Genomic DNA, 19,343 nt, shown 5'->3' with positions numbered 1-19,343 from the left:
ACGGTTCCGGAAAATGTCCGGGACCGTCTCGTCCTCCGGCGTCGGGCACGAGGGTGCCGGGTGGGGTGGTTCACGGCTGGAGAAAATTTCCCCAGCCGTCCATCCCCACCGAATGACGCACGATCCGAGCCGCTCCACGGCGTCACGCGACACGGCGAGCCCAATGGAGGCTCACCAGCCAGGTACGCACCGCGCCCCGGATGGAGCACCGTGACGGTGGCCTTCACGACTATCTCAGGTGAGGGATACATGTCGAGCAGATCAGCCATGGATGAGCGGATCACCGTCCGATCTGCGCGTTTTCCGGTCATCGGCGGTGGTGGGGAGGGGTTGTCCGCACCACAAGCAACCGGTCAGGTCATCTGCCGTCTGTCGGGTCCGCTGGCGATACTGGTTGCGGTATGCGGTTGGGGTGACTCCCACGAGCTTGGCGAACTGCTCCGCCGCATGGCCTCGATTCCGCCACCCCACCCGGACCCCGATCTCGCCGATCGTCATATCCGACTCCCGCAACAGCCGAGCCATCTCCCGCACCCGCAACCGAGCCAACATCATGATCGGCGGGACGCCGAACTGCTCCACGAACAGGCCCCCGAGCCGAGACGGCGATAGATGTGCATCCTGTGCGAGTTCGGCCAAGGTCCACCGGTGAGCGAGATCAGCCCGCATCCGAACGACCGTGTCACGGATCTCTGTCCTGGCAGGGCCGAGGCCAGAGCGCTCTGTGGCCGTCATCGGGGCAGCTCGCTTCGCTGTCCACAGCACGGGCATTTCAGGCTTGCTCGTTGGGTCGCGGTGAGTCGGTACGCGGATGGACTGACCCCGATGATGGCGGTGAACTGTCGTGCGGCGTGGCCGCGGCTGCGCCACCCGACCCGTGTCATGGCGACACCGATCGGAAGGTCGGTTTCGACCAGGAGCTCGGCCAGTCTGTGGGCTCGGACGTGAGCCAGGTACTGGATGGGCGGCATCCCGAAGCTTTGGCTGAAGGCCCTGCCCAGTTGTGACGTGGACAGGTGCACGAGGTCGGCAAGGTCAGGAAGTCGCCAATCCCGTCCGGGGTCTTGAGCGAGGAGCCGTGCTGCATGGTGTGCGGCTGTTTCGGTCGGGCACGCATGGCTGGGGGTGGTCTCGTCAGGGCAGACTCGCCATGAGGGGTCGATGCTCATCGCCGCCGCCCTCCTGAGGACGACTGCGTGCGGCGGGACGGTGGCGAGGAGCCCGTGGTCTTGAACAAGTCCACCCATGCCTCGACGGGCAGGTCCTTCGGCAGCCCGGCAGCGGTCATACCGTGGCCCCTCAGCCATGCCTGTGCCGCCTGTGGTGAGCCGAGCGAGGTGTTGCGTGCGAGGATCTGGGCGAGCCCACGTCCGGGACCGGTGTAGACGCGGTGGACCAAGGCGTGGAACTGGCGCCGCCATGCCGGGGGCACCAGCGGGTGTTCGCGGCGGTGGATGGTGAGGATTCCGCCGTCGACTCCCGGACGTGGGGTGAACGCGCGAGCGGGAACACGACTGTGCAGCGTGAAGGTGAACCAGGGCGCCCATTGCGCGGTCATCATCGTGGCACCGCCAACGCCTGCTCTGCGCCGCGCAACTTCCCATTGCACGAGCACGATTGCGTCGGTCCATGCCGGGGCGTGCAGGATGCGTCGCAACATGGCTGTGGTCTGGTGAAACGGCAGGTTGCCGACGAGCACATGCGCAGACGGCGGTAGCCGGTAGGTCAGGAAGTCGTCGGTGACGACCTCTGCGTGCGGTGGGAGTCGTGGGGTCAAGCGTCGGGCGAGCCGGGTGTCGATCTCGACGGCGGTTACCGGTCGTCCGAGCTGAGCCAGCGGTGAGGTGAGTGCTCCGTCACCAGGGCCGATCTCAATGATAGGACCCTCGGTGGCGGCCACAAGCCGTGTGATCGTGGCAATGGTGGATGGGTCAGTCAGGAAGTTCTGGCCGTGCTCATGACGGCCACCTCGATAGGTGGGCACTGTTTGCTCCGTGGTTGTTGAGGAGCCGGGCACGCTGAAAGAGCCGCCCGGCCGTGATCACCGGGGGCGGGAGCAACAACCAGTGGAGGGTGCTCGCCGCCGTTAGCGGCTGCGCAGACGCAGCGAAGCAGTGCCGTAAACCAACATGCCAACCAGCGTAGGCGACCCCACCGCCACTCCGCGACCCATTACCCCGTCCACACCCCAAGATGCGCAGATCCGTATCACCCCGGCCAGAAGCAGCTCACAGGCCGTCCGTGCCAGACGAGCCTCCATACCACCGCGAGTGGCCCCCCATGGAGCTGCCACGCGTCTTGCAGATCGAGGAGGGGCGACCTCGGGGCGGCTCGTTGACGCAGCACCAGGTGGTCGCGGGACGTGTGTTCGTCGGGCCTGGACTGACGGGCCGGAGCCTCGATCTGCAAGAGGCGTGAGCACTCAAGGCCGAGCTGCAGCACCAACCGCAGGAAGCCTCGCTGCGGTAGTTCTGCTTCGACGTAGCCAGTTGTGTCAGACCTCACGGATATCCTTGGGGTGGATGTTGGACAACCGTCATGTATGGGCGTGAGTAACGGTGCGGGGTGGACAGTGAGCACAGTAGAGAGCGCATCATCGGCGCCAGCAATCGTCGTGGATCGGATAGGAGACGTGGATGGTGGAGCTCGGAGATCGCGAGAAATACCGACAGCGGCGTCGACGTCCCCGCGCCACGCGGGAGGAGAGCGGTATCGAGATTTCCGACGAGGTTGCTGCCGTCTTTGATCTCGTGCCCGAGGCGGGAGAGGGGTATCGCTGGTATGACTACCCCTACCGTGTGCTGTGGTGGTTGAGCACAGGCTGGCGGCGTAAGTTCACGCCGCCGTTCATGCGGAAATGGCTCAACAACGGCGTTAACTGGCTTATTCCTTTCAATGAGCACGACCGAGACTTCGCAGAGTCGCTCGATGGCTGGATGCACAACATTCGGGCCCCGAGAGATGAACACGTCACGACACCCAGTATCTGGTTGGTCGAACTCTTCCCGCCAGCCGATCTCCCAAGACTTGAAGCGGCACTCCGGAAGAATGGCTGGGATGTGCGCCAGCGTTTTTCGCCGATTGATGAGCGCAATCACGTGATGCTGGCGCGCTCTCGCTCAGGTGGAGGATCGGTGTGGTGGAACCTCATCAACGTCGTGCGACACGATCGCAACTGGTTCGGTATGGACGCTGTCCGCGAGCGTCTCCCGCCGGAGTTTGATTACATCGAACTCAAAGCCGTGCAGGTCGGGCAAGGTCTCACTGCGGTCGTCGCCGAATTTCACCTCCAAGACGAGGCAGCGCAGGCGCTTGACGTTGAGTGGCACAAGCAACACGAACCCTTGCTGCTCTGGGAACGTCCGAGACCTCGCAGTCTTGACCGGCGCTGGGCAACGATCCACCAGGTGCAGCTTGCACGTCGCTCAATGCACTACGCCGCGCGCGACTGGCTTACAGCTCGTCTCCCTGGTTTCTTCGCTCGGATGGAGCGTCCGCAACCATTGCTCGAGCTGATGCTCTTTGACAAGCTCGACCCCACCTTGCTGCCGCAGCCCGCGCAGAATCGCGACCAGCGCGTGTCAGAGGACGATGCCCTGCGTGCCCTTGGCATCGAGCGCCCGGTGTTCCGAATGCTCACCTCACCCGACCTTCCGAAGCTAGTGCTCCACTGTCAGCGGCGCATAGGGAAAGACCCCCTGGGAGATGACCCGACATGGACGCTCTGGGGAAGTCGACCGGCAATACTCAGGGAAGTCGGCCCTGAGAAATTCGAGTACATCGGTGGAAACGACAATCAAAACATCGCCTATCGACTTGCCAACAGTATGAGAAACCTGTTCCTCATGATTTCCGTGTCGGGTTACCTTGAGGCAACTGAGGAGCGCTTCGCCGAGATCCGAGATCGAGCCAGTGCACGACACGGGAAATTCCGTCCGAAGGCGATCCACGAGCTGCGTCAGAGCTTACTTACGTTGAGTCTCGACCTCGCAAGCATGCAACGTGATGTTGCCGCGTTTTGGAAACGGTCTTGGTATTGGGAGGGAGACCCACAGTTCAGCTATGTTCCGACTCCGGACGAGCTTGCACGCGCGCGCAAAGAGAATGAGGCGCCGGAGGTGCCCATCAACTTCAATGAAAGACTCAAAGAGCGACATGAGGATTGGTTCGAGCAGCTGCGGCAAGCGGACAGTGACTACCGCGACATTCTTTCAACCGTTTCATCGCTCGGTTCATCTGCTGACGCTTTCCGGACTGGCCGGCTTGCGCTTTGGGTTGCGATCGTGTCACTTTTCGTTGCGGTCGCAACGGTTCTGATGTCGCAGGTGGGAGGGAGGAGCCTCTTCGAATGGCTCTGGCAGATGATCTCGTGACGATCCTTGCCGCCCGGGTTGTCGTGCGTCGCCGATGGCACTCCCGTGGCCAAGTAGTTGATCGCGGCTCGGAAGGTCGATGTTGCGGTTGGGGAAACCTGAGGTTGCGACCGGTTATTGCACTTTGTCCCCACGACGGTCGCGGACTTAGCTCAACTTGTTCGGGTCTTCTCCCACACCGTCACTCGGTGAATGTCGAATCGGCGGCAGATCGAAAGGACACTCTCGCCGTTGGCGCGAGCGGTTCGAATCGCGTCCACTTCGTTCGGGGCAAGCGGGGTTCGGGATCGTCTCGTTGGGTTCGCCACGACCCCAGGATCTGGCTCGGCCGCCGGTGGTTCTTTGCTCGCGCCACCCCGTTTCGCCTGCTCCCACGCGGAACTCAGCCGTTCCAGCCGCTCCCACGTGTTCGGGCTGAGTCCACCGGCGTCCACCACTCGCGGCAGCACACCGCCGCGTGCCGCCATGGCTGGATCGCGGCATGTCTTACTGCCCAGCAGCAGTTCCCCTCCCCCGATCCCTGGACCAGCGTGCGCCACCACGGAGCCGTCGGAGACCGGGCCGCCGACGACACCCCAGCCATCCAACGAGCCATTGACGCCGCCGGCGTGGGCGGAACCATCTTCCTGCCCCTGGGCACCTATCGCACCAGCGCCCCGCTGCGCGGCCTCGCGCAGCAGACCTTCCGCGGCGCCGGCGGAACCACGGCACCGGGCGAGGCCATGTGCCCGGCACCCAGCTGCGGGGCTCCCATGCGGGACCCGTCCTGGAGCTGGCCCTCAACAGCGCCGTGCGGGAGCTGCGGCTGATGGGTCCCGGAGACCAGGTGGTCGGCAGCGTCGGGATCAGCGCCCGACGCAGCTCGGCCCTGGTCCTGGAAGACGTGACCATCTGGAACACCTCCGCGGGGCTCGACCTCGAGCAGTGCTGGTACGCCCACCTGGTGATGTGCTCCTTCTGGCACAACGCCACCGCGGTGCGCATCGAGTACTGCTACAACGTCTCCGCCCACGGCGTGCGGATCTCCGGACTGCTCGCCGACGGCAGCGGCAATGGCCTCGGCATCGAGATGCTGGACCGCTCGATGCTGACCATCCATGGTGGCGCCATCGAGCAGTACCGGACGGGCATCAGTCTGGGCACCTCGATGTCCGTGACCCTGTTCGGTACCTACATGGAGACCCGGACCGGCGGCGTCAGCGGTGTCCGGGTGGACGGTATCGGCGCCTCGGTCGTGGCGACCGGCGGCCAGGTCTATGTGATGAACCAGGCCGCCTGGATCGACTTCACCCCCGGTTCGGGAGAACGCCAGGTGGCCTCGGGCAACAAGTTCAGGGGCGGCATCGCTGGCCAGCAGGTCCTGGCCTGCCGCTGGCACCCCGCCTCCCACGATCGCCTGAGGGTCAGCGTGACCAGTGACTCGTGGCACGACGTCGTGCCCGACGAGGCGGTGCGCCACCACAGCGAACCCCTGCCGACGGCCAGTCTCGTCAAGACCCCCGCTCCGCCCCCCCGGGGGTGCCGGCGGCCTGGTGACCAGCACCCAGCCACTGGCCGGCACCGGGCAGATGTGGACCTCCACGGGCTCTGGCCGGCGATGTCCCCAGCTGGGATCCACCGAACCCGAACTCGGTGCGCAATTCTTCGACACCGTCCAGGGGCGCCCCCTGTGGTGGGATGGGCGCACCTGGGTCGACGCGCTCGGCGAGCCCGCCGACGGCATGGGCGTGCGCCTGGCGACGGCTGTCCCCGGTGAGGTGCTCGACCGGACCGGTCGAACCACACAGCTGGTGCAGGGCGGGATCCGCGAGGGTGCCGACCGGGTGCGCCGCCTCTTGGCGCGCTGGCGCACCGCGCGCAGTTGAAAGTTGCACGCAGGACATGCCCGGATTGAATTCCTGCCACCGGATGGATCTACTCTTTCCCGGTGATCAAGACCGTGGGACGTGGCTCCCGCTTCAACACCTGGTTCCTCCGCCGCGACGATGCCGGATCGGAGCACACCTCCACGCCTGACCAACCGCTCAGCCAGCAGCACGCCAAGGCCTGGACTGCCGTGATGTGCCTGACTGGCGTTGACTACTTCTCCACCTTGGGCTACCAACCCGGCATCGCCGCCCTCGCCGCAGGCAACCTGGCACCCGTCGCCACGCTCGTCCTGGTGGTCATCACCTTGTTCGGCGCGCTGCCCATGTACCGTCGCGTGGCCCAGGAGAGCCCCCATGGTGACGGTTCGCTGTCGATGCTGGAGCGCCTGCTCACCTTCTGGTCGAGCAAGGTGCTGGTGCTGATCCTGATCGGCTTCATCGCCACCGGGTTCATCTTCACCATGACCCTCTCCGCTGCCGACGCAACCGCCCACATGATCGAGAACCCCCTGCTCAAGGAGTACCTTGAGGGGCATCAGGTGGCCATCACGCTGCTGCTGCTCACCCTGCTCGCGGCCGTCTTCATCAAGGGCTTCAGCGAGGCGATCGGGGTGGCCGTGGTGCTCGTGGTCACCTACCTGGGGCTGTCGATCGTGGTGATGGTGCGCGGTCTGGCCGAGGTGCTGGCCCACCCGGAGCTCGTCGAACGCTGGAGCCAGGGCGTGGTGCAGCAGAACGGCAACTGGTTGGGGGCCTTCGGGGCCTCGATGCTGGTCTTCCCCGCCCTGGCGCTGGGCCTGTCGGGCTTCGAGACCGGCGTACTGGTGATGCCGCAGGTGCGAGGTGACAAGGATGACACCCTTGGCGCCCCGCGCGGTCGCATCCGCAACACCAAGAGATTGCTCACCACGGCCGCGCTGATGATGAGCGTGCTGCTCATCGGATCCTCGGTGGCCACCACCCTGCTGATCCCTGCCCCCGAGTTCCAGCCTGGCGGCGAGGCCAATGGGCGGGCCCTGGCCTACGTGGCCCACGCCTACCTCGGCGAGCCCTTCGCCACTACCTATGACATCGCCACGATCGCGATTCTGTGGTTCGCGGGAGCCTCGGCTATGGCGGGCCTGCTCAACGTGGTGCCGCGCTACCTGCCCCGCTACGGGATGGCCCCCACCTGGGCCAGCGCCACCCGCCCCCTGGTGGTGGTGCTGTGGACGATCGCCTCCGTGGTGACCATCAGCTTCGATGCCAGCGTCGATGACCAGGCTGCGGCCTATGCCACCGGCGTGCTGGCCCTGATGACCTCGGCAGCCGTGGCGGTCACCCTGACCGAGCTGCTGCGGCGCCGGTGGCTGCCCGGAAGCTACTTCAGCCTGATCAGCGCGGTCTTCATCTACACCTTCGTGCAGAACGTCATCACCCACACGGCTGGCCTCTACGCCGCGCTGGTCTTCGTCGCCCTCATCATGCTGGTCTCGCTGTGGTCGCGCACCCGACGCTCCTTCGAGCTGCGCTCGCCCGGGGTGAACTTCGACGACGCCTCCCGCGAGATGCTGCGCGAGGCGATCGCCACCCAGGAGCCGGTGCGCTTCATCGCCCACAAGCCGGGCAAGCACGAGGTGAACGACTACGACATCAAGGCGCTGGAGGTGCGGCTCGACAACCACATCCCCAATGACGCCGAGGTCATCTTCCTGGAGGCGCAGATCGACGATGCCTCCAACTTCGAGGCGCCCGTCGAGGTCACCTGTGAGCGGATCGGGCGTCACCGCATCCTCCGGGCCCGCGGCACCGCCGGGCCGAATGTGCTCGCGGCGGTCCTGCTGGAGGTCAGCAAGCACACCTCGGAGCCGCCGCACTGCTACTTCGAGTGGTCGGAGAAGAGCCCGCTGGGCAATGTCTTCCGCTTCCTGATCTCGGGGCAGGGTGACACGCCGCCGCTGGTCCACGAGATCCTGCGCAAGGTGGAACCGGAGGCACGCTGGCGGCCCCAGCTGCACGTGGGCTGAGGCCCATTTGGGCGACACCGGAAAGATCTCGGAAGATCCGGTCCCCTGGAGGGACCAGATCTTCCGAGATCTTCTAGTTCGGTGTCGCGGTGATGCTCCTGGCGCCTCCGCTCAGCACCTGGTCAGCCCTGCAGCACCTCGTCGATGCGGCGCAGCTCATCCTCGGCGAAGTCGAGTCGATCCAGCGTGGCGAGGTTCGCCTCGAACTGCTCCGGGGAGCTGGCACTGACCAGGGTGGAGGTGACGCGTTCGTCACGCAGTACCCAAGCCAGTGCCATCTGGGCCAGTGACTGGCCGCGCTCGCGCGCGATCGCATCCAGCATCTTCACCTTGGCCAGCGTGGGCTGGTCGATCTGCTCGCGCAACCCCGGGGTGCGCGCCGCGCGGGAGTCCTCGGGGATACCGTGCAGGTAACGGTCGGTGAGGATGCCCTGGTGCAGTGCGGAGAAGGCGATGATGCCCATCCCCTGCTGCTCGCACTCGTCGACCAGCCCGTCCTCCACCCAGCGGTCGAGCATCGAGTACCTGGGCTGGTGGATCAGCAGCGGGGTTCCGAGTTCGCGGGCGATGCGGTTTGCCTCGCAGGTCTGTGCGGGGTTGTAGCTGGAGATGCCGCCGTAGAGGGCCTTGCCGCTGCGCACGGCCTGGTCGAGCGCCATCATCGTCTCCTCCAGTGGCGTCTCGGCATCGAAACGGTGCGAGTAGAAGATGTCGACGTGGTCCAGCCCCATGCGCTGCAGGGACTGGTCCAGGCTTGCCAGCAGGTACTTGCGGCTTCCACCACCCTGGCCGTAGGGGCCGGGCCACATGTCATAGCCGGCCTTGGTGGAGATGACCATCTCGTCACGATGTGCTCGGAAGTCATCGGCGAAGAGCCGGCCGAAATTGAGCTCGGCCTGGCCATAGGGCGGGCCGTAGTTGTTGGCCAGGTCGAAGTGCGTGATGCCGGCGTCGAAGGCGCGGCGGGCGATGGCCCGCTGGGTCTGGCCGGTGGTCAGGTCGCCGAAGTTGTGCCACAGGCCGAGGCTCAGCACCGGGAGCTTGAGACCCCAGCGCCCGCAGCGGCGATAGGTCATCTGGTCGTAACGGTCAGGAGCAGCGAGGTAGCCAGTCATGGAGCCATTGTCCCGCTTCTTGCGGGAGCCGAGGTTGACATTGGTCCGACCGCGGGCGAAGAATTGCCGCCGTCTCGCGCCAGTGTTCGCCGTCGAACTACTGGACGTCCTCCATGCTCCTGCCGGACGTTCTGGGCGCATGTCCACGAAGGGAGCACCTCTCGTGACCCTGATCAATGCCAGTGCCATCGACTACCTCATCCTGGCCCTCTACTTCGCCTTCGTCCTCGGCATCGGGCTCCTTGCCCGACGCCAGGTCTCCGGCTCCCTGGACTTCTTCCTGTCAGGCAGATCCCTGCCGGCATGGGTGACCGGTCTGGCCTTCGTCTCGGCCAACCTGGGAGCCGTGGAGATCATGGGCATGTCGGCCACCGGCGCCCAGATCGGGCTGCCCACCATGCACTACTTCTGGATCGGCGCCGTGCCGGCCATGATCTTCCTCGGCGTGGTGATGATGCCCTTCTACTACGGTTCGAAGGTGCGCTCGGTGCCCGAGTTCATGCTGCGGCGCTTCGGCCCGGGGGCGCACCTGGTGAATGCCATCTCCTTCGCGGCCGCCCAGTTGCTGATCGCCGGCATCAACCTCTACCTGCTGGGCAGCATCGTCCATGCGCTGCTGGGCTGGCCCCTGTGGGTTGCGCTGGTGGTGGCCGCCGCGATCGTCCTGAGCTACATCACGCTCGGAGGCCTCTCGGCCGCCATCTACAACGAGGTGCTGCAGTTCTTCGTCATCATCGCCTCCCTGCTGCCGCTGGTGCTGCTGGGACTCCACCGCGTCGGTGGCTGGAAGGGCCTCACGACCCGCATCGCGGAGGCTGCCGCCAGCGCCCCGGCCTCGGCCGGCGTCGCCCCGGCCGAGCAGCAACTCAATTCGTGGCCCGGCCAGGCCCTGTCCGGTTTCGACAACCCCGTGCTCTCCGTGGTCGGCATCGTCTTCGGGCTCGGCTTCGTACTGTCCTTCGGCTACTGGACCACCAACTTCGTCGAGGTCCAGCGCGCGATGGCCTCCGACTCGCTGTCCTCGGCCCGCAAGACCCCGATCATCGGCGCCTTCCCCAAGATGTTCGTGCCCTTCGTCACGATCGTGCCCGGCATGATCGCCGGCGTGCTCGTCACCGAGATCGCACAGCTCAAGGCAGGTGGGCACCCGGCTGGCGGTGCCTCCGGCACGGGTGTCACCTACAACGACGCACTCTTGCTGCTGATGCGCGACCTGCTGCCCAATGGCCTGCTGGGCCTGGCCATCACCGGCCTGCTGGCAGCCTTCATGGCAGGCATGGCCGCCAACATCTCGGCCTTCAACACCGTCTTCAGCGTCGACATCTGGCAGACCTACGTGGTCAAGGGCCGCAAGGATGACTACTACGTCGGCATCGGCCGGCTCGCCACCGTGCTGTCCACCGTGGTGGCGATCTTCACCGCGCTCATCGCCGCCCGCTTCCAGAACATCATGGACTACCTGCAGACGCTGTTCGGCTTCTTCAACGCGCCGCTGTTCGCCACCTTCGTCCTGGGCATGTTCTGGAAGCGCATGACCCCGGCCGCCGGCTGGGCTGGCCTGGTGACCGGCACCTGCAGCGCCATCGTCGTGTGGCTCCTGAGCGAGCAGGGCTACATCACGCTCCCCGGCCAGGGCACCGCCTTCCTGGCGGCCTCGGTCGGTTTCGTCGCCGACATCGTGGTGAGCGTCCTGGTCTCCCTGGTCACCCGCCCCAAGCCGGTCGCTGAGCTCGTCGGGCTCGTCTATTCCGAGACGCCCGCGAGCCAGCGCACCGATCCCAACGAGGCCGCCATGCCCTGGTACCAGCGCACGGGCCCGCTGGCAGCACTCGCCGGCGTCATGGTCATTGCCCTGAACTTCGTCTTCTGAGCGACAGGAATCCACCCATGAGCAAGAACCAGACACCCCGCCGCCACACCGCAGGGGTCTTCGACATCCGCACCATGATCGGCCTGCTGATGGGCCTCTACGGGCTGCTGCTGACCGGGATGGGCCTGTTCTCCCACGTCCCGCTGGACAAGACCGGCGGCATCAATGCCAACCTGTGGGCAGGCATCGCCCTGCTGGGAGTGGGTGCGGTCTTCCTGACCTGGGCGCGCCTGCGGCCAGTGGTCGTCGACGAGGCCCGCCTGGAGCAGGACCGCCAGGAGGAGCAGCACCTGGACCGTCCCTGATCCTGGCCTCAGCCCAGGATCGGCACCGTGGCGCGGGTCTGGCGCACCTGCGCGAGGTCCAGCTCTGCCACGAGCAGCTGCGGGCCGGGCCCGGCCTCGGCGAGGACCTCGCCCAATGGCCCCGCCACCAGCGAGGCGCCCACACCGAAGGAGGTGCCGGCCTGCTCGTCGAGGGCCTGGTCGCAGCCCAGCACGAAGGCCTGGCAGTCCATTGCCCGGGCGCGCACCAGCAGTCGCCACTGCTCGGCCTTGCGCGGCCCGTCGGCCCAGGCGGTGGGCAGGCAGACCAGCTCGGCACCGGCACGGCCCAGCGCGGTGAACTGGTCGGCGAAGCGCACGTCATAGCAGGTGGCCAGTCCGATCCGGGTGCCCAGTGCCTCGAAGGTGACCAGCCGCTCCCCCGGCGCCGTGCGATCCGACTCACGGGTGCCGAAGGCGTCGTAGAGGTGGACCTTGTCGTAGTGGGCCTCGACATCGCGCCCGTCGGTGGCCAGCACCGTGTTGTGCACCCGGCCGTCGCCGGCCGGACGGAACATGCCCACCACGACGAGCAGGTCATGGGTGCGGGCCAGTTCCCTCACCCGGGAGGCCCACGGTCCGTCCAGCGGTTCGGCGAGCGGGCGGGGGTCGTGGGCGAAGCCCAGCATGGACGCCTCGGGCAGCACCAACAGCTCGGCCCCCTCGGCCGCCGCTGCCACGACATCGCGCTCGACACGTCGCAGGTTCTCCTGCGGGTCCGGCCCGGCAACCCACTGGCCCAGGGCGGCACGGAAGGGGGAGGATCGCTGCTGCACTCTCATGGACCCATCGTCGCGCGACGCGGGGAGTAGGATCAATCTTCGGCCCGGGCCCGGGCCGGCAAGCGTCACACTGGGAGCATCGTGGGCATTCTGGTCAAGATCCTGGCCGCCGTGAAGGAATTGCGGTGGTACTACGTGGGCATCATCGTCTGTTCGGTACTCACCGCCGCCACCACCCTGCTGACGCCCTTCATCGTCAAGCGCGCCACCGACGAGGTGGTCGCCAGCCTGCAGGGCGCAGGTCACGGGCTGCAGGTGATCCTGTGGCTCGCCGTCGCGCTGCTGGTCGCCGACCTCGCCAACACGCTCATCAGCAATGTCGGCGGCTACCTGGGCGACGTGATGGCTGCGCGGCTGCGGACGCGGCTTTCCCAGCGGTACTACCGCAAGCTGCTCCTGCTGCCCCAGCGCTACTACGACACCGCCCTGACCGGCACCGTGATCAGCCGGCTCAACCGCTCGATCACCGAGACCACCCAGTTCCTGCAGAGCGCCAGCAACAACTTCTTCCCGATGATCCTCACCCTGGTCGCTTCGCTGGTGATCACGGCCTTCTACTCGCCCTGGATCTCGCTGCTGCTGCTGCTCGTCTTCCCCACCTACATGTGGCTGACCACGCTCACCAGCAAGCGCTGGCAGAAGCTCGAGGCCGTCAAGAACTCCCACGTCGACATCGCCGGCGGCCGCTTCGCCGAGGTGATCGGACAGATCCGCGTGGTGAAGTCCTTCGTGCAGGAGAAGCGGGAGCTGGCCAGCTTCAGCGGACACTACGACGCCACGGTGGGCCTGACCAGCAGCCAGTCGCGCTACTGGCACACCATGGATGCTGCCCGGCGCGGCGCAATGAACCTGATCTTCTTCGTCATCCACGCGATCGTCTTCGTGCGCACCGTGCAGGGCCAGTTCAGCGTCGGTGAGATGGTGCTGCTGATCCAGCTGGTGAGCCTGGCCAAGCAGCCGGCCATGATGATGAGCTACCTGGTCGACACCGCCCAGCGGGCGATCGCCGGCAGCCGCGACTACTTCGAGGTGATGGCCGAGCAGCAGGAGCGCCCCGCGCTGGCCGCACCGGTGGTGGGCGATCCCGCGGTGGTGGCCGAGGGCGAGCCGATGGTGGAGTTCCGCGAGGCCACCTTCGGCTACGAGGACGGCTCGGACGTGCTCCACGGGGTCAGCTTCGCGATCGACCGCGGCGAGCGGGTCGCCCTGGTGGGCGAGTCGGGCGGCGGCAAGACCACCCTGGTCAGCCTGCTGCTGGGCCTCTACGAGCTGCGCTCGGGCCAGGTGAAGGTGGCCGGCCACGATGTCGGCGCCACTGCCTCGGAACTGTTGCGCGGCAGCGTCGGGGTCGTCTTCCAGGAGGCGAGCCTGTTCAGTGGGACGGTGCGGGAGAACATCGCCTATGCCCACCCCGAGGCCACCGACGAGCAGGTGGAGCAGGCCGCCCGCCAGGCCAATGCCCACGGCTTCATCATGGGCTTCGAGGACGGCTACGACACCCTGATCGGCGAGCGGGGACTCAAGCTCTCCGGCGGTCAGAAGCAGCGCATCGCAGTGGCACGGGCCATGCTCAAGGACGCCCCGATCCTGGTGCTCGACGAGGCCACCAGCGCACTGGACTCCAAGAGCGAACGACTGGTGCAGCAGGGGCTTGACCGGCTGATGGCGGGACGCACCAGCGTCATCATCGCCCACCGGCTCTCGACCATCGCCAGCGTCGACCGGATCGTCACGCTGCGCGACGGGGCCGTCGACGAGATCGGGACCCCCGCGGAACTGGCGACCACCGGCGGCATCTACGCAGAGCTGCTGGCCCTGCAGTCAGGCAGCAAGAATGACCGCAAGCGCCTGAAGAACTACGACATCACTGCCTGATCCCCCCGCCCCGGACTGCGCCGGGAACGTCGGCGGCAGTGTGGGTCACATCTTGGAGCCGCCGGAGCGGACCACCTTGTTGCCCTGCCAGTCGGGGCACAGGTTGGACGGGGCCGTCATGGCCATGCCGGCGGTGCGGACACCCTCTGCCAGGTCGGCCGGGTCGATGTAGCCCTCACGACCCACCTTGGGGGTCATCAGCCAGATGACGCCATTCCTGCCGAGGTCCACCATGGCGTCGACGAGCCCGTCGACCACGTCGCCGTCATCCGAGCGCCACCACAGCAGCACCATGTCGACGGCCTCCAGGGCCTCCTCCACCAGGTCTGCGTCGATCGCGTCCATCACGTCGTCGCGAAGGTCCTCGTCGACGTCGCTGTCCCAGCCGATCTCCTGGACGACCATGCCCTTGCCAAGACCCATCTGGGCAATGCGCTTGTCGGCTTCGTCCGAGTTCCCCGGCTGTGCCGCGGTTACCACCGTCTGTTCCCACTTTCTGCCCGGGCCGGGCACCTCCCGGCTCCACTTCAAGGCCAAGCCTGCCAGATCGATGCCCGCTTGCGGAACCGAGGCACCCCGCACGGCACCCGCGCAGTGCGGGTCCCGTCCTGGAAGACGACGGTGCGCGCCCCCTCGCCGAGGGGGCGCGCACCGTCAGGAGTCGTCCAACCAGCGACTCAGGCGTCGCCGCCCGCATTGCCGGAGGTGCCGGCATTGACGTCGAGCAGGTTGTACTTCTCGGCAGCCTTCAGCGGCCAGTCAGCAGGAACCTCTCCCTTGGCGGCCAGCAGCTGCAGCGCACGCACCGCCATCGACGGGCCGTCGATGTGGAAGAAGCGACGGGCAGCCTGGCGAGTGTCGGAGAAGCCGAAGCCGTCGGCACCCAGGCTGGCGAAGTCGCCCGGGACCCAGTTGGAGATCTGGTCCTGGACGGCACGCATGTAGTCGCTCACCGCGATGACGGGACCGGGACGGTCCTGCAGCTTCTGCGTCACATAGGGAACGCGGGCCTCTTCCTCGGGGTGCAGGAAGTTGTGCTCGTCGGCGGCCAGGCCGTCGCGGCGCAGCTCGCCCCAGCTGGTGACGCTCCAGACATCGGCCACCACGCCGAAGTCCTTCTTGAGCAGCTCCTGCGCCTCCAGCGCCCACGGCACGCCCACGCCCGAGGCGAGCAGCTGCGCGCGGCGTGCATCCTGGCCCACGCCCTCGAAGCTGCCCTCCTTGAGCAGGTACATGCCCTTGACGATGCCCTCGGCGTCGACGCCCTCCGGCTCCTTCGGCTGCACGATCGGCTCGTTGTAGACCGTCAGGTAATAGATGACGTCCTCGGGCTTCTCGCCGTACATGCGACGCAGGCCGTCCTTGACGATGTGCGCGATCTCGTAGGAGTAGGCCGGGTCATAGCTCACGACCGCCGGGTTGGTGGCGGCCAGCAGCGGGCTGTGGCCGTCCATGTGCTGCGTGCCCTCGCCGGTCAGCGTGGTGCGGCCGGCGGTGGCGCCCACCAGGAAGCCGCGGCCGAGCTGGTCGGCCACCGCCCACATGGAGTCACCGGTGCGCTGGAAGCCGAACATCGAGTAGAAGATGTAGATCGGCACCATCGGCACGCCGTGGGTCGAGTAGGAGGTGGCGGCCGCGGTGAAGGCAGCCATCGACCCGGCCTCGTTGATGCCCAGGTGCAGGATCTGGCCGTTGGTGGCCTCGCGGTAGCTGAGCATCAGCTCGTGGTCCACCGGCGTGTAGTTCTGCCCGTGCGGGTTGTAGATCTTGATCGTCGGGAAGAACGAGTCCATGCCGAAGGTGCGGGCCTCGTCGGGGATGATCGGCACGACGTGCGGAGCGAAATCCTTGTCGCGCATCAGGTCCTTGAGCAGTCGCACGAAGGCCATGGTGGTGGCGATCTGCTGGTTGCCCGAGCCCTTCTTGACGCCGGCATAGGACTTCTCCTCCGGCAGCTTCAGCTCCTTCTTCGGCGTGCTGCGACGCTCCGGCACGAAGCCACCCAGCTCGCGACGGCGCTCCAGCATGTACTTGATGCGCTTGTCCTCGGGACCGGGGTTCACATAGGGCGGCTGGTAGGGGTCGGCCTCCAGCTGCTCGTCGGTGATCGGCATCTGCAGGCGGTCGCGGAAGCCCTTGAGGTCGTCCAGCGCCATCTTCTTCATCTGGTGGGTCGCATTGCGGCCTGCGAAGTGGGTGCCGAGGAAGTAGCCCTTGATGGTCTGGGCCAGGATCACGGTCGGGGCGCCGGTGAACTCGGTGGCGCTCTTGTAGGCCGCGTAGACCTTCTGGTAGTCGTGGCCGCCGCGCTTGAGGTTCCAGATGTCCTCGTCGGACCAGTCGGCCACCATGGCGGCGGTGCGCGGGTCCTTGTTGAAGAAGTGCTCACGCACATAGGCGCCGTCATTGGCCTTGAAGGTCTGGTAGTCACCGTCGCGGGTGGTGTTCATCAGGTTGACCAGCGCGCCATCGGAGTCGTTGGCCAGCAGCGGGTCCCAGCCACGGCCCCAGATGACCTTGATGACATTCCAGCCGGCACCGCGGAAGAAGGCCTCCAGCTCCTGGATGATCTTCCCGTTGCCGCGCACCGGGCCGTCGAGGCGCTGCAGGTTGCAGTTGACCACGAAGGTGAGGTTGTCGAGCTCCTCATTGGCCGCCCACTGCAGTGCACCGCGCGACTCGACCTCGTCCATCTCGCCATCGCCCAGGAAGGCCCAGACCTGCTGCTGCGAGGTGTCCTTCAGGCCGCGGTTGTGCAGGTAGCGGTTGAACTGCGCCTGGTAGATGGCATTCATCGGGCCGAGGCCCATGCTCACCGTCGGGAACTGCCAGAAGTCCGGCAGCTGGTGGGGGTGCGGGTAGCTCGGGAGCGCCCGGATCTTGCCGTCGACGATGTGGCTCTTCTCCTGGCGGAAGCCGTCCAGGTCGGCCTCGTCCAGGCGGCCCTCGAGGAAGGCGCGGGCGTACATGCCGGGGCTGGCGTGGCCCTGGAAGAAGATCTGGTCGCCACCGCCGGGGTGGTCCTGTCCGCGCCAGAAGTGGTTCAGACCGACCTCGTAGAGGGTGGCGGCCGAGGCATAGGAGGCGATGTGGCCGCCGACGCCGATGCCGGGGCGCTGTGCGCGGTGCACCATGACTGCGGCATTCCAGCGCAGCAGCCGACGGTAGCCGCGCTCCAGCTCCTCGTCACCGGGGTAGGCGGGCTCCTGCTGTGGCGGGATGGTGTTCACATAGTCCGTGCTGGTCAGCGACGGCACGCCGATCTGGCGCTCCCGGGCGCGCTCCAGCAACTTCAACATCACGTAGCGGGCACGGTTGCGGCCCTGCGCGTCGATGATGCCGTCCAGCGACTCCAGCCACTCCGCTGTCTCCGCAGTGTCGGCGTCCGGCAGGTTGGTCGGCAGGCCATTGATGATGGGGCCGGGTTCCTCGCGTGGGATCACGCTGCGTCCTTTCTCGTCACTGGGCTCGGGCCACGAGGCCTTGCGCCTCAGTTCATTGTCCACCCGCTGCGTCGGAATTGCCACAGCGGGGGCCTTGTCAAAGCCTAGGTCCGGGGCGGTGCCGCTGGGCGGCACGGGTACTGCTCCCAGTCTGTCACGTTCCGGTCCGAATCGGCCTGTCAGGATCGCTGATCCACTCTGACCACGACCCGGCATGGAGCACCAGTCCATCCAGGCCGATGCTCGAGGCGGCCAGTACCACCTGGCTGGCAGTCAGTCCCGAACCACAGCTGAGCACGTCGCCCGCCTGGGCCGGGGCGAGGACCTCGCGCAGCTGCTCCGGCATCCCGAAGCCTCCCTGGGCTCCGGCCAGCAGGCTGGCGGGCAGGTTGCGTGCGCCGGGGATGTGGCCGGCGAGGGGATCGATCGGCTCGAGCTCGCCGCGGAAGCGTTGCGGGGCGCGCACGTCGAAGAGCTGGTGCCCGCGGGCCTGCAGGTCCGGCAGCGCATCGGAGCCCACCACCGGCAGGTGCCCGGGAACGGCGGTGAAGCTGCCCGCACCAGAGGGAGGTTCGACTGTCGTGAGCCCGCCCCCGGCCCGCCGCCAGGCCTCCATGCCACCGTCCAGGACGAGCACCTGCTGGTGGCCGTGGTGGCGCAACAGCCACCACAGGCGCGCCGCGGCCAGGTTGTTGCCCTGGTCGAGGGCCACCACGACACTGTTCTGCTCGATCCCGCAGCGTCGCATCACCGCCTCGAAGTCGGTTGCCTCCGGCAGCGGGTGGCGTCCGCGTCGCCCGTCACCCACGGGCCCGGACAGCTCGGTCTCGACGTCGACGAAGTGGGCCCCGGGAATGTGCCCGGCACGGTACTGCTCGCGCCCCCAAGCGGGCGCGCCAAGCTGGTGGCGAACGTCGACCACCACGGTCTTTGGGTCCTCGCGCAGCACTGCCAACTGGGCCGCGTCGACCAGCGGCCCTCGCCCCACCAGCGGGCTCATGGCTGCTGCCCTGCCTCGCCGGAGTCCTCGAAGGGCAGCGGCTCGTGGTGGGACTCGTGGCCTGAGCGCAGCTTGGTGAGCCGCGCCCGGTGGTGGCGGCGGCACAGGACCTCGTAGCGGAGGCTGGCGCGCGAGTCGGGGTCGCTGCCGATGTCACCGACGGCCACCTGGTCTCCCTCCACCACCATCACGCCGTCGATGGTGCGGGCATTGTGCGTGGCCCGGCGGCCGCACCAGCACAGTGGCTGCACCTGCAGCATCTCCATCCGGTCGGCCAGTTCCACCAGTCGCTTGGAGCCGGGGAACATCTGGGTGCGGAAGTCCGACAGGATCCCGAAGGCGAAGACGTCGATGTCCAGCTCGTCGACGATGCGGGCCAGCTCGTCGACCTGCTCGGGCAGGAAGAACTGGGTCTCGTCGCAGATCACGTAGTCCAGGCGTCCCCCGCAGGTCAGGTGGGCCACGACGTGATCCATGAAGCTGAACTGGTCATCCACCTCGATCGCCTGCCGGGAAAGCCCGATCCGGCTGGTGATGACCGCCTCGCCGGCCCGGTCGAAGCGGGTGAACAGCTGCCCCACGCGGTCGTGCGAGCTCTGGGTGTAGTCCATCTGCAGGGCCAGGGTGGACTTGCCACAGTCCATCGGACCGGTGAAGAAGACCAGTTCGGCCACGGGATTCTCCTCTG

General features: G+C 66.9%; 16 protein-coding genes. 7 read left to right on the top strand and 9 right to left on the bottom strand.

Annotated features, from left to right (window positions below):
• Positions 1–261 precede the first annotated feature (261 nt).
• The 3 genes from ACYVKA_RS11180 to erm form a co-directional block, all read right to left on the bottom strand.
• Positions 262–669 (bottom strand): helix-turn-helix domain-containing protein, encoded by a 408-nt coding sequence (locus ACYVKA_RS11180; RefSeq protein WP_460705448.1) that lies wholly within the window; start codon positions 667–669, stop codon positions 262–264.
• A gap of 62 nt (positions 670–731) precedes the next feature.
• Positions 732–1,169, bottom strand: a complete 438-nt coding sequence (locus ACYVKA_RS11175; RefSeq protein WP_460705446.1) for a helix-turn-helix transcriptional regulator — start codon at positions 1,167–1,169, stop codon at positions 732–734.
• Positions 1,166–1,984, bottom strand: a complete 819-nt coding sequence (gene erm / locus ACYVKA_RS11170; protein WP_460705485.1) for a 23S ribosomal RNA methyltransferase Erm — start codon at positions 1,982–1,984, stop codon at positions 1,166–1,168. Before erm ends, ACYVKA_RS11175 begins: the two co-directional genes overlap by 4 nt.
• Positions 1,985–2,636: 652 nt before the next feature.
• Between erm and ACYVKA_RS11165 the strand changes: the two genes are divergently transcribed.
• The 4 genes from ACYVKA_RS11165 to ACYVKA_RS11150 all read left to right on the top strand — a co-directional run bounded on the left by ACYVKA_RS11165 (position 2,637) and on the right by ACYVKA_RS11150 (position 8,247).
• Positions 2,637–4,373 carry a hypothetical protein gene (locus tag ACYVKA_RS11165; RefSeq protein ID WP_460705444.1) on the top strand — a complete coding sequence of 579 codons (1,737 nt, stop codon included), beginning with the start codon at positions 2,637–2,639 and terminating at the stop codon, positions 4,371–4,373.
• On the top strand, positions 4,349–5,182 hold the full coding sequence (locus tag ACYVKA_RS11160) for a glycosyl hydrolase family 28-related protein (RefSeq protein WP_460705442.1): 834 nt from the start codon (positions 4,349–4,351) through the stop codon (positions 5,180–5,182). The genes ACYVKA_RS11165 and ACYVKA_RS11160 overlap by 25 nt, the downstream gene beginning before the upstream one ends.
• Positions 5,098–6,129, top strand: coding sequence for a right-handed parallel beta-helix repeat-containing protein (locus ACYVKA_RS11155; RefSeq protein WP_460705440.1), 1,032 nt, complete (start codon positions 5,098–5,100; stop codon positions 6,127–6,129). The genes ACYVKA_RS11160 and ACYVKA_RS11155 overlap by 85 nt, the downstream gene beginning before the upstream one ends.
• Positions 6,130–6,300: 171 nt before the next feature.
• The gene (locus tag ACYVKA_RS11150; RefSeq protein ID WP_460705439.1) at positions 6,301–8,247 is read left to right on the top strand and encodes an APC family permease; all 1,947 of its coding nucleotides are present in this window, start codon (positions 6,301–6,303) and stop codon (positions 8,245–8,247) included.
• A gap of 122 nt (positions 8,248–8,369) precedes the next feature.
• Here ACYVKA_RS11150 and mgrA read toward each other — a convergent pair whose 3' ends face one another.
• Positions 8,370–9,362, bottom strand: coding sequence for an L-glyceraldehyde 3-phosphate reductase (mgrA, locus tag ACYVKA_RS11145; protein ID WP_460705437.1), 993 nt, complete (start codon positions 9,360–9,362; stop codon positions 8,370–8,372).
• Between the two features lie 139 nt (positions 9,363–9,501).
• Here mgrA and ACYVKA_RS11140 point away from each other — a divergent pair, with 139 nt between their 5' ends.
• Together ACYVKA_RS11140 and ACYVKA_RS11135 are read left to right on the top strand one after the other, a co-directional pair.
• A complete protein-coding gene (locus tag ACYVKA_RS11140; RefSeq protein ID WP_460705435.1) occupies positions 9,502–11,232 on the top strand; it encodes a sodium:solute symporter family protein in 1,731 nt (576 codons plus the stop codon).
• Positions 11,233–11,249: 17 nt separating this feature from the next.
• Positions 11,250–11,537: a hypothetical protein gene (locus tag ACYVKA_RS11135; RefSeq protein WP_460705433.1), complete on the top strand. Its 288-nt coding sequence runs from the start codon at positions 11,250–11,252 to the stop codon at positions 11,535–11,537.
• A gap of 8 nt (positions 11,538–11,545) precedes the next feature.
• Here the strand turns inward: ACYVKA_RS11135 and ACYVKA_RS11130 are convergent, their stop codons facing one another.
• Positions 11,546–12,337 (bottom strand): nitrilase-related carbon-nitrogen hydrolase, encoded by a 792-nt coding sequence (locus ACYVKA_RS11130; RefSeq protein WP_460705431.1) that lies wholly within the window; start codon positions 12,335–12,337, stop codon positions 11,546–11,548.
• A gap of 81 nt (positions 12,338–12,418) precedes the next feature.
• Between ACYVKA_RS11130 and ACYVKA_RS11125 the strand changes: the two genes are divergently transcribed.
• On the top strand, positions 12,419–14,212 hold the full coding sequence (locus ACYVKA_RS11125; protein ID WP_460705429.1) for an ABC transporter ATP-binding protein: 1,794 nt from the start codon (positions 12,419–12,421) through the stop codon (positions 14,210–14,212).
• A gap of 45 nt (positions 14,213–14,257) precedes the next feature.
• On the opposite strand, the gene ACYVKA_RS11120 is transcribed toward ACYVKA_RS11125, so the two are convergent.
• The 4 genes from ACYVKA_RS11120 to ACYVKA_RS11105 all read right to left on the bottom strand — a co-directional run bounded on the left by ACYVKA_RS11120 (position 14,258) and on the right by ACYVKA_RS11105 (position 19,329).
• Positions 14,258–14,635 carry a DUF3052 domain-containing protein gene (locus ACYVKA_RS11120; RefSeq protein WP_460705483.1) on the bottom strand — a complete coding sequence of 126 codons (378 nt, stop codon included), beginning with the start codon at positions 14,633–14,635 and terminating at the stop codon, positions 14,258–14,260.
• A 254-nt stretch (positions 14,636–14,889) separates the two neighbouring features.
• Positions 14,890–17,655, bottom strand: a complete 2,766-nt coding sequence (gene aceE, locus ACYVKA_RS11115) for a pyruvate dehydrogenase (acetyl-transferring), homodimeric type (RefSeq protein ID WP_460705427.1) — start codon at positions 17,653–17,655, stop codon at positions 14,890–14,892.
• 154 nt (positions 17,656–17,809) lie between these two features.
• Complete coding sequence (locus tag ACYVKA_RS11110) at positions 17,810–18,655, bottom strand: sulfurtransferase (protein ID WP_394275276.1); 846 nt, start codon at positions 18,653–18,655, stop codon at positions 17,810–17,812.
• On the bottom strand, positions 18,652–19,329 hold the full coding sequence (locus ACYVKA_RS11105; RefSeq protein ID WP_394275277.1) for a thymidine kinase: 678 nt from the start codon (positions 19,327–19,329) through the stop codon (positions 18,652–18,654). The genes ACYVKA_RS11110 and ACYVKA_RS11105 overlap by 4 nt, the downstream gene beginning before the upstream one ends.
• Between the last annotated feature and the right edge of the window lie 14 nt (positions 19,330–19,343).

Source organism: Luteococcus sediminum (genome assembly GCF_054783495.1).
Note: the sequence above shows the minus strand (reverse complement) of the source record. Positions and strands in the feature narration are given on the sequence as shown.

Excerpts from the sequence above, each read along its gene's own strand:
- mgrA (WP_460705437.1), bottom strand. The coding sequence starts at position 9,362 with ATGACTGGCTACCTCGCTGCTCCTGACCGTTACGACCAGATGACCTAT.
- ACYVKA_RS11120 (WP_460705483.1), bottom strand. The coding sequence starts at position 14,635 with ATGGGTCTTGGCAAGGGCATGGTCGTCCAGGAGATCGGCTGGGACAGC.
- ACYVKA_RS11140 (WP_460705435.1), top strand. The coding sequence starts at position 9,502 with ATGTCCACGAAGGGAGCACCTCTCGTGACCCTGATCAATGCCAGTGCC.
- ACYVKA_RS11160 (WP_460705442.1), top strand. The coding sequence starts at position 4,349 with ATGGCTCTGGCAGATGATCTCGTGACGATCCTTGCCGCCCGGGTTGTC.
- ACYVKA_RS11165 (WP_460705444.1), top strand. The coding sequence starts at position 2,637 with ATGGTGGAGCTCGGAGATCGCGAGAAATACCGACAGCGGCGTCGACGT.
- ACYVKA_RS11130 (WP_460705431.1), bottom strand. The coding sequence starts at position 12,337 with ATGAGAGTGCAGCAGCGATCCTCCCCCTTCCGTGCCGCCCTGGGCCAG.
- ACYVKA_RS11110 (WP_394275276.1), bottom strand. The coding sequence starts at position 18,655 with ATGAGCCCGCTGGTGGGGCGAGGGCCGCTGGTCGACGCGGCCCAGTTG.
- ACYVKA_RS11175 (WP_460705446.1), bottom strand. The coding sequence starts at position 1,169 with ATGAGCATCGACCCCTCATGGCGAGTCTGCCCTGACGAGACCACCCCC.
- ACYVKA_RS11180 (WP_460705448.1), bottom strand. The coding sequence starts at position 669 with ATGCGGGCTGATCTCGCTCACCGGTGGACCTTGGCCGAACTCGCACAG.
- ACYVKA_RS11135 (WP_460705433.1), top strand. The coding sequence starts at position 11,250 with ATGAGCAAGAACCAGACACCCCGCCGCCACACCGCAGGGGTCTTCGAC.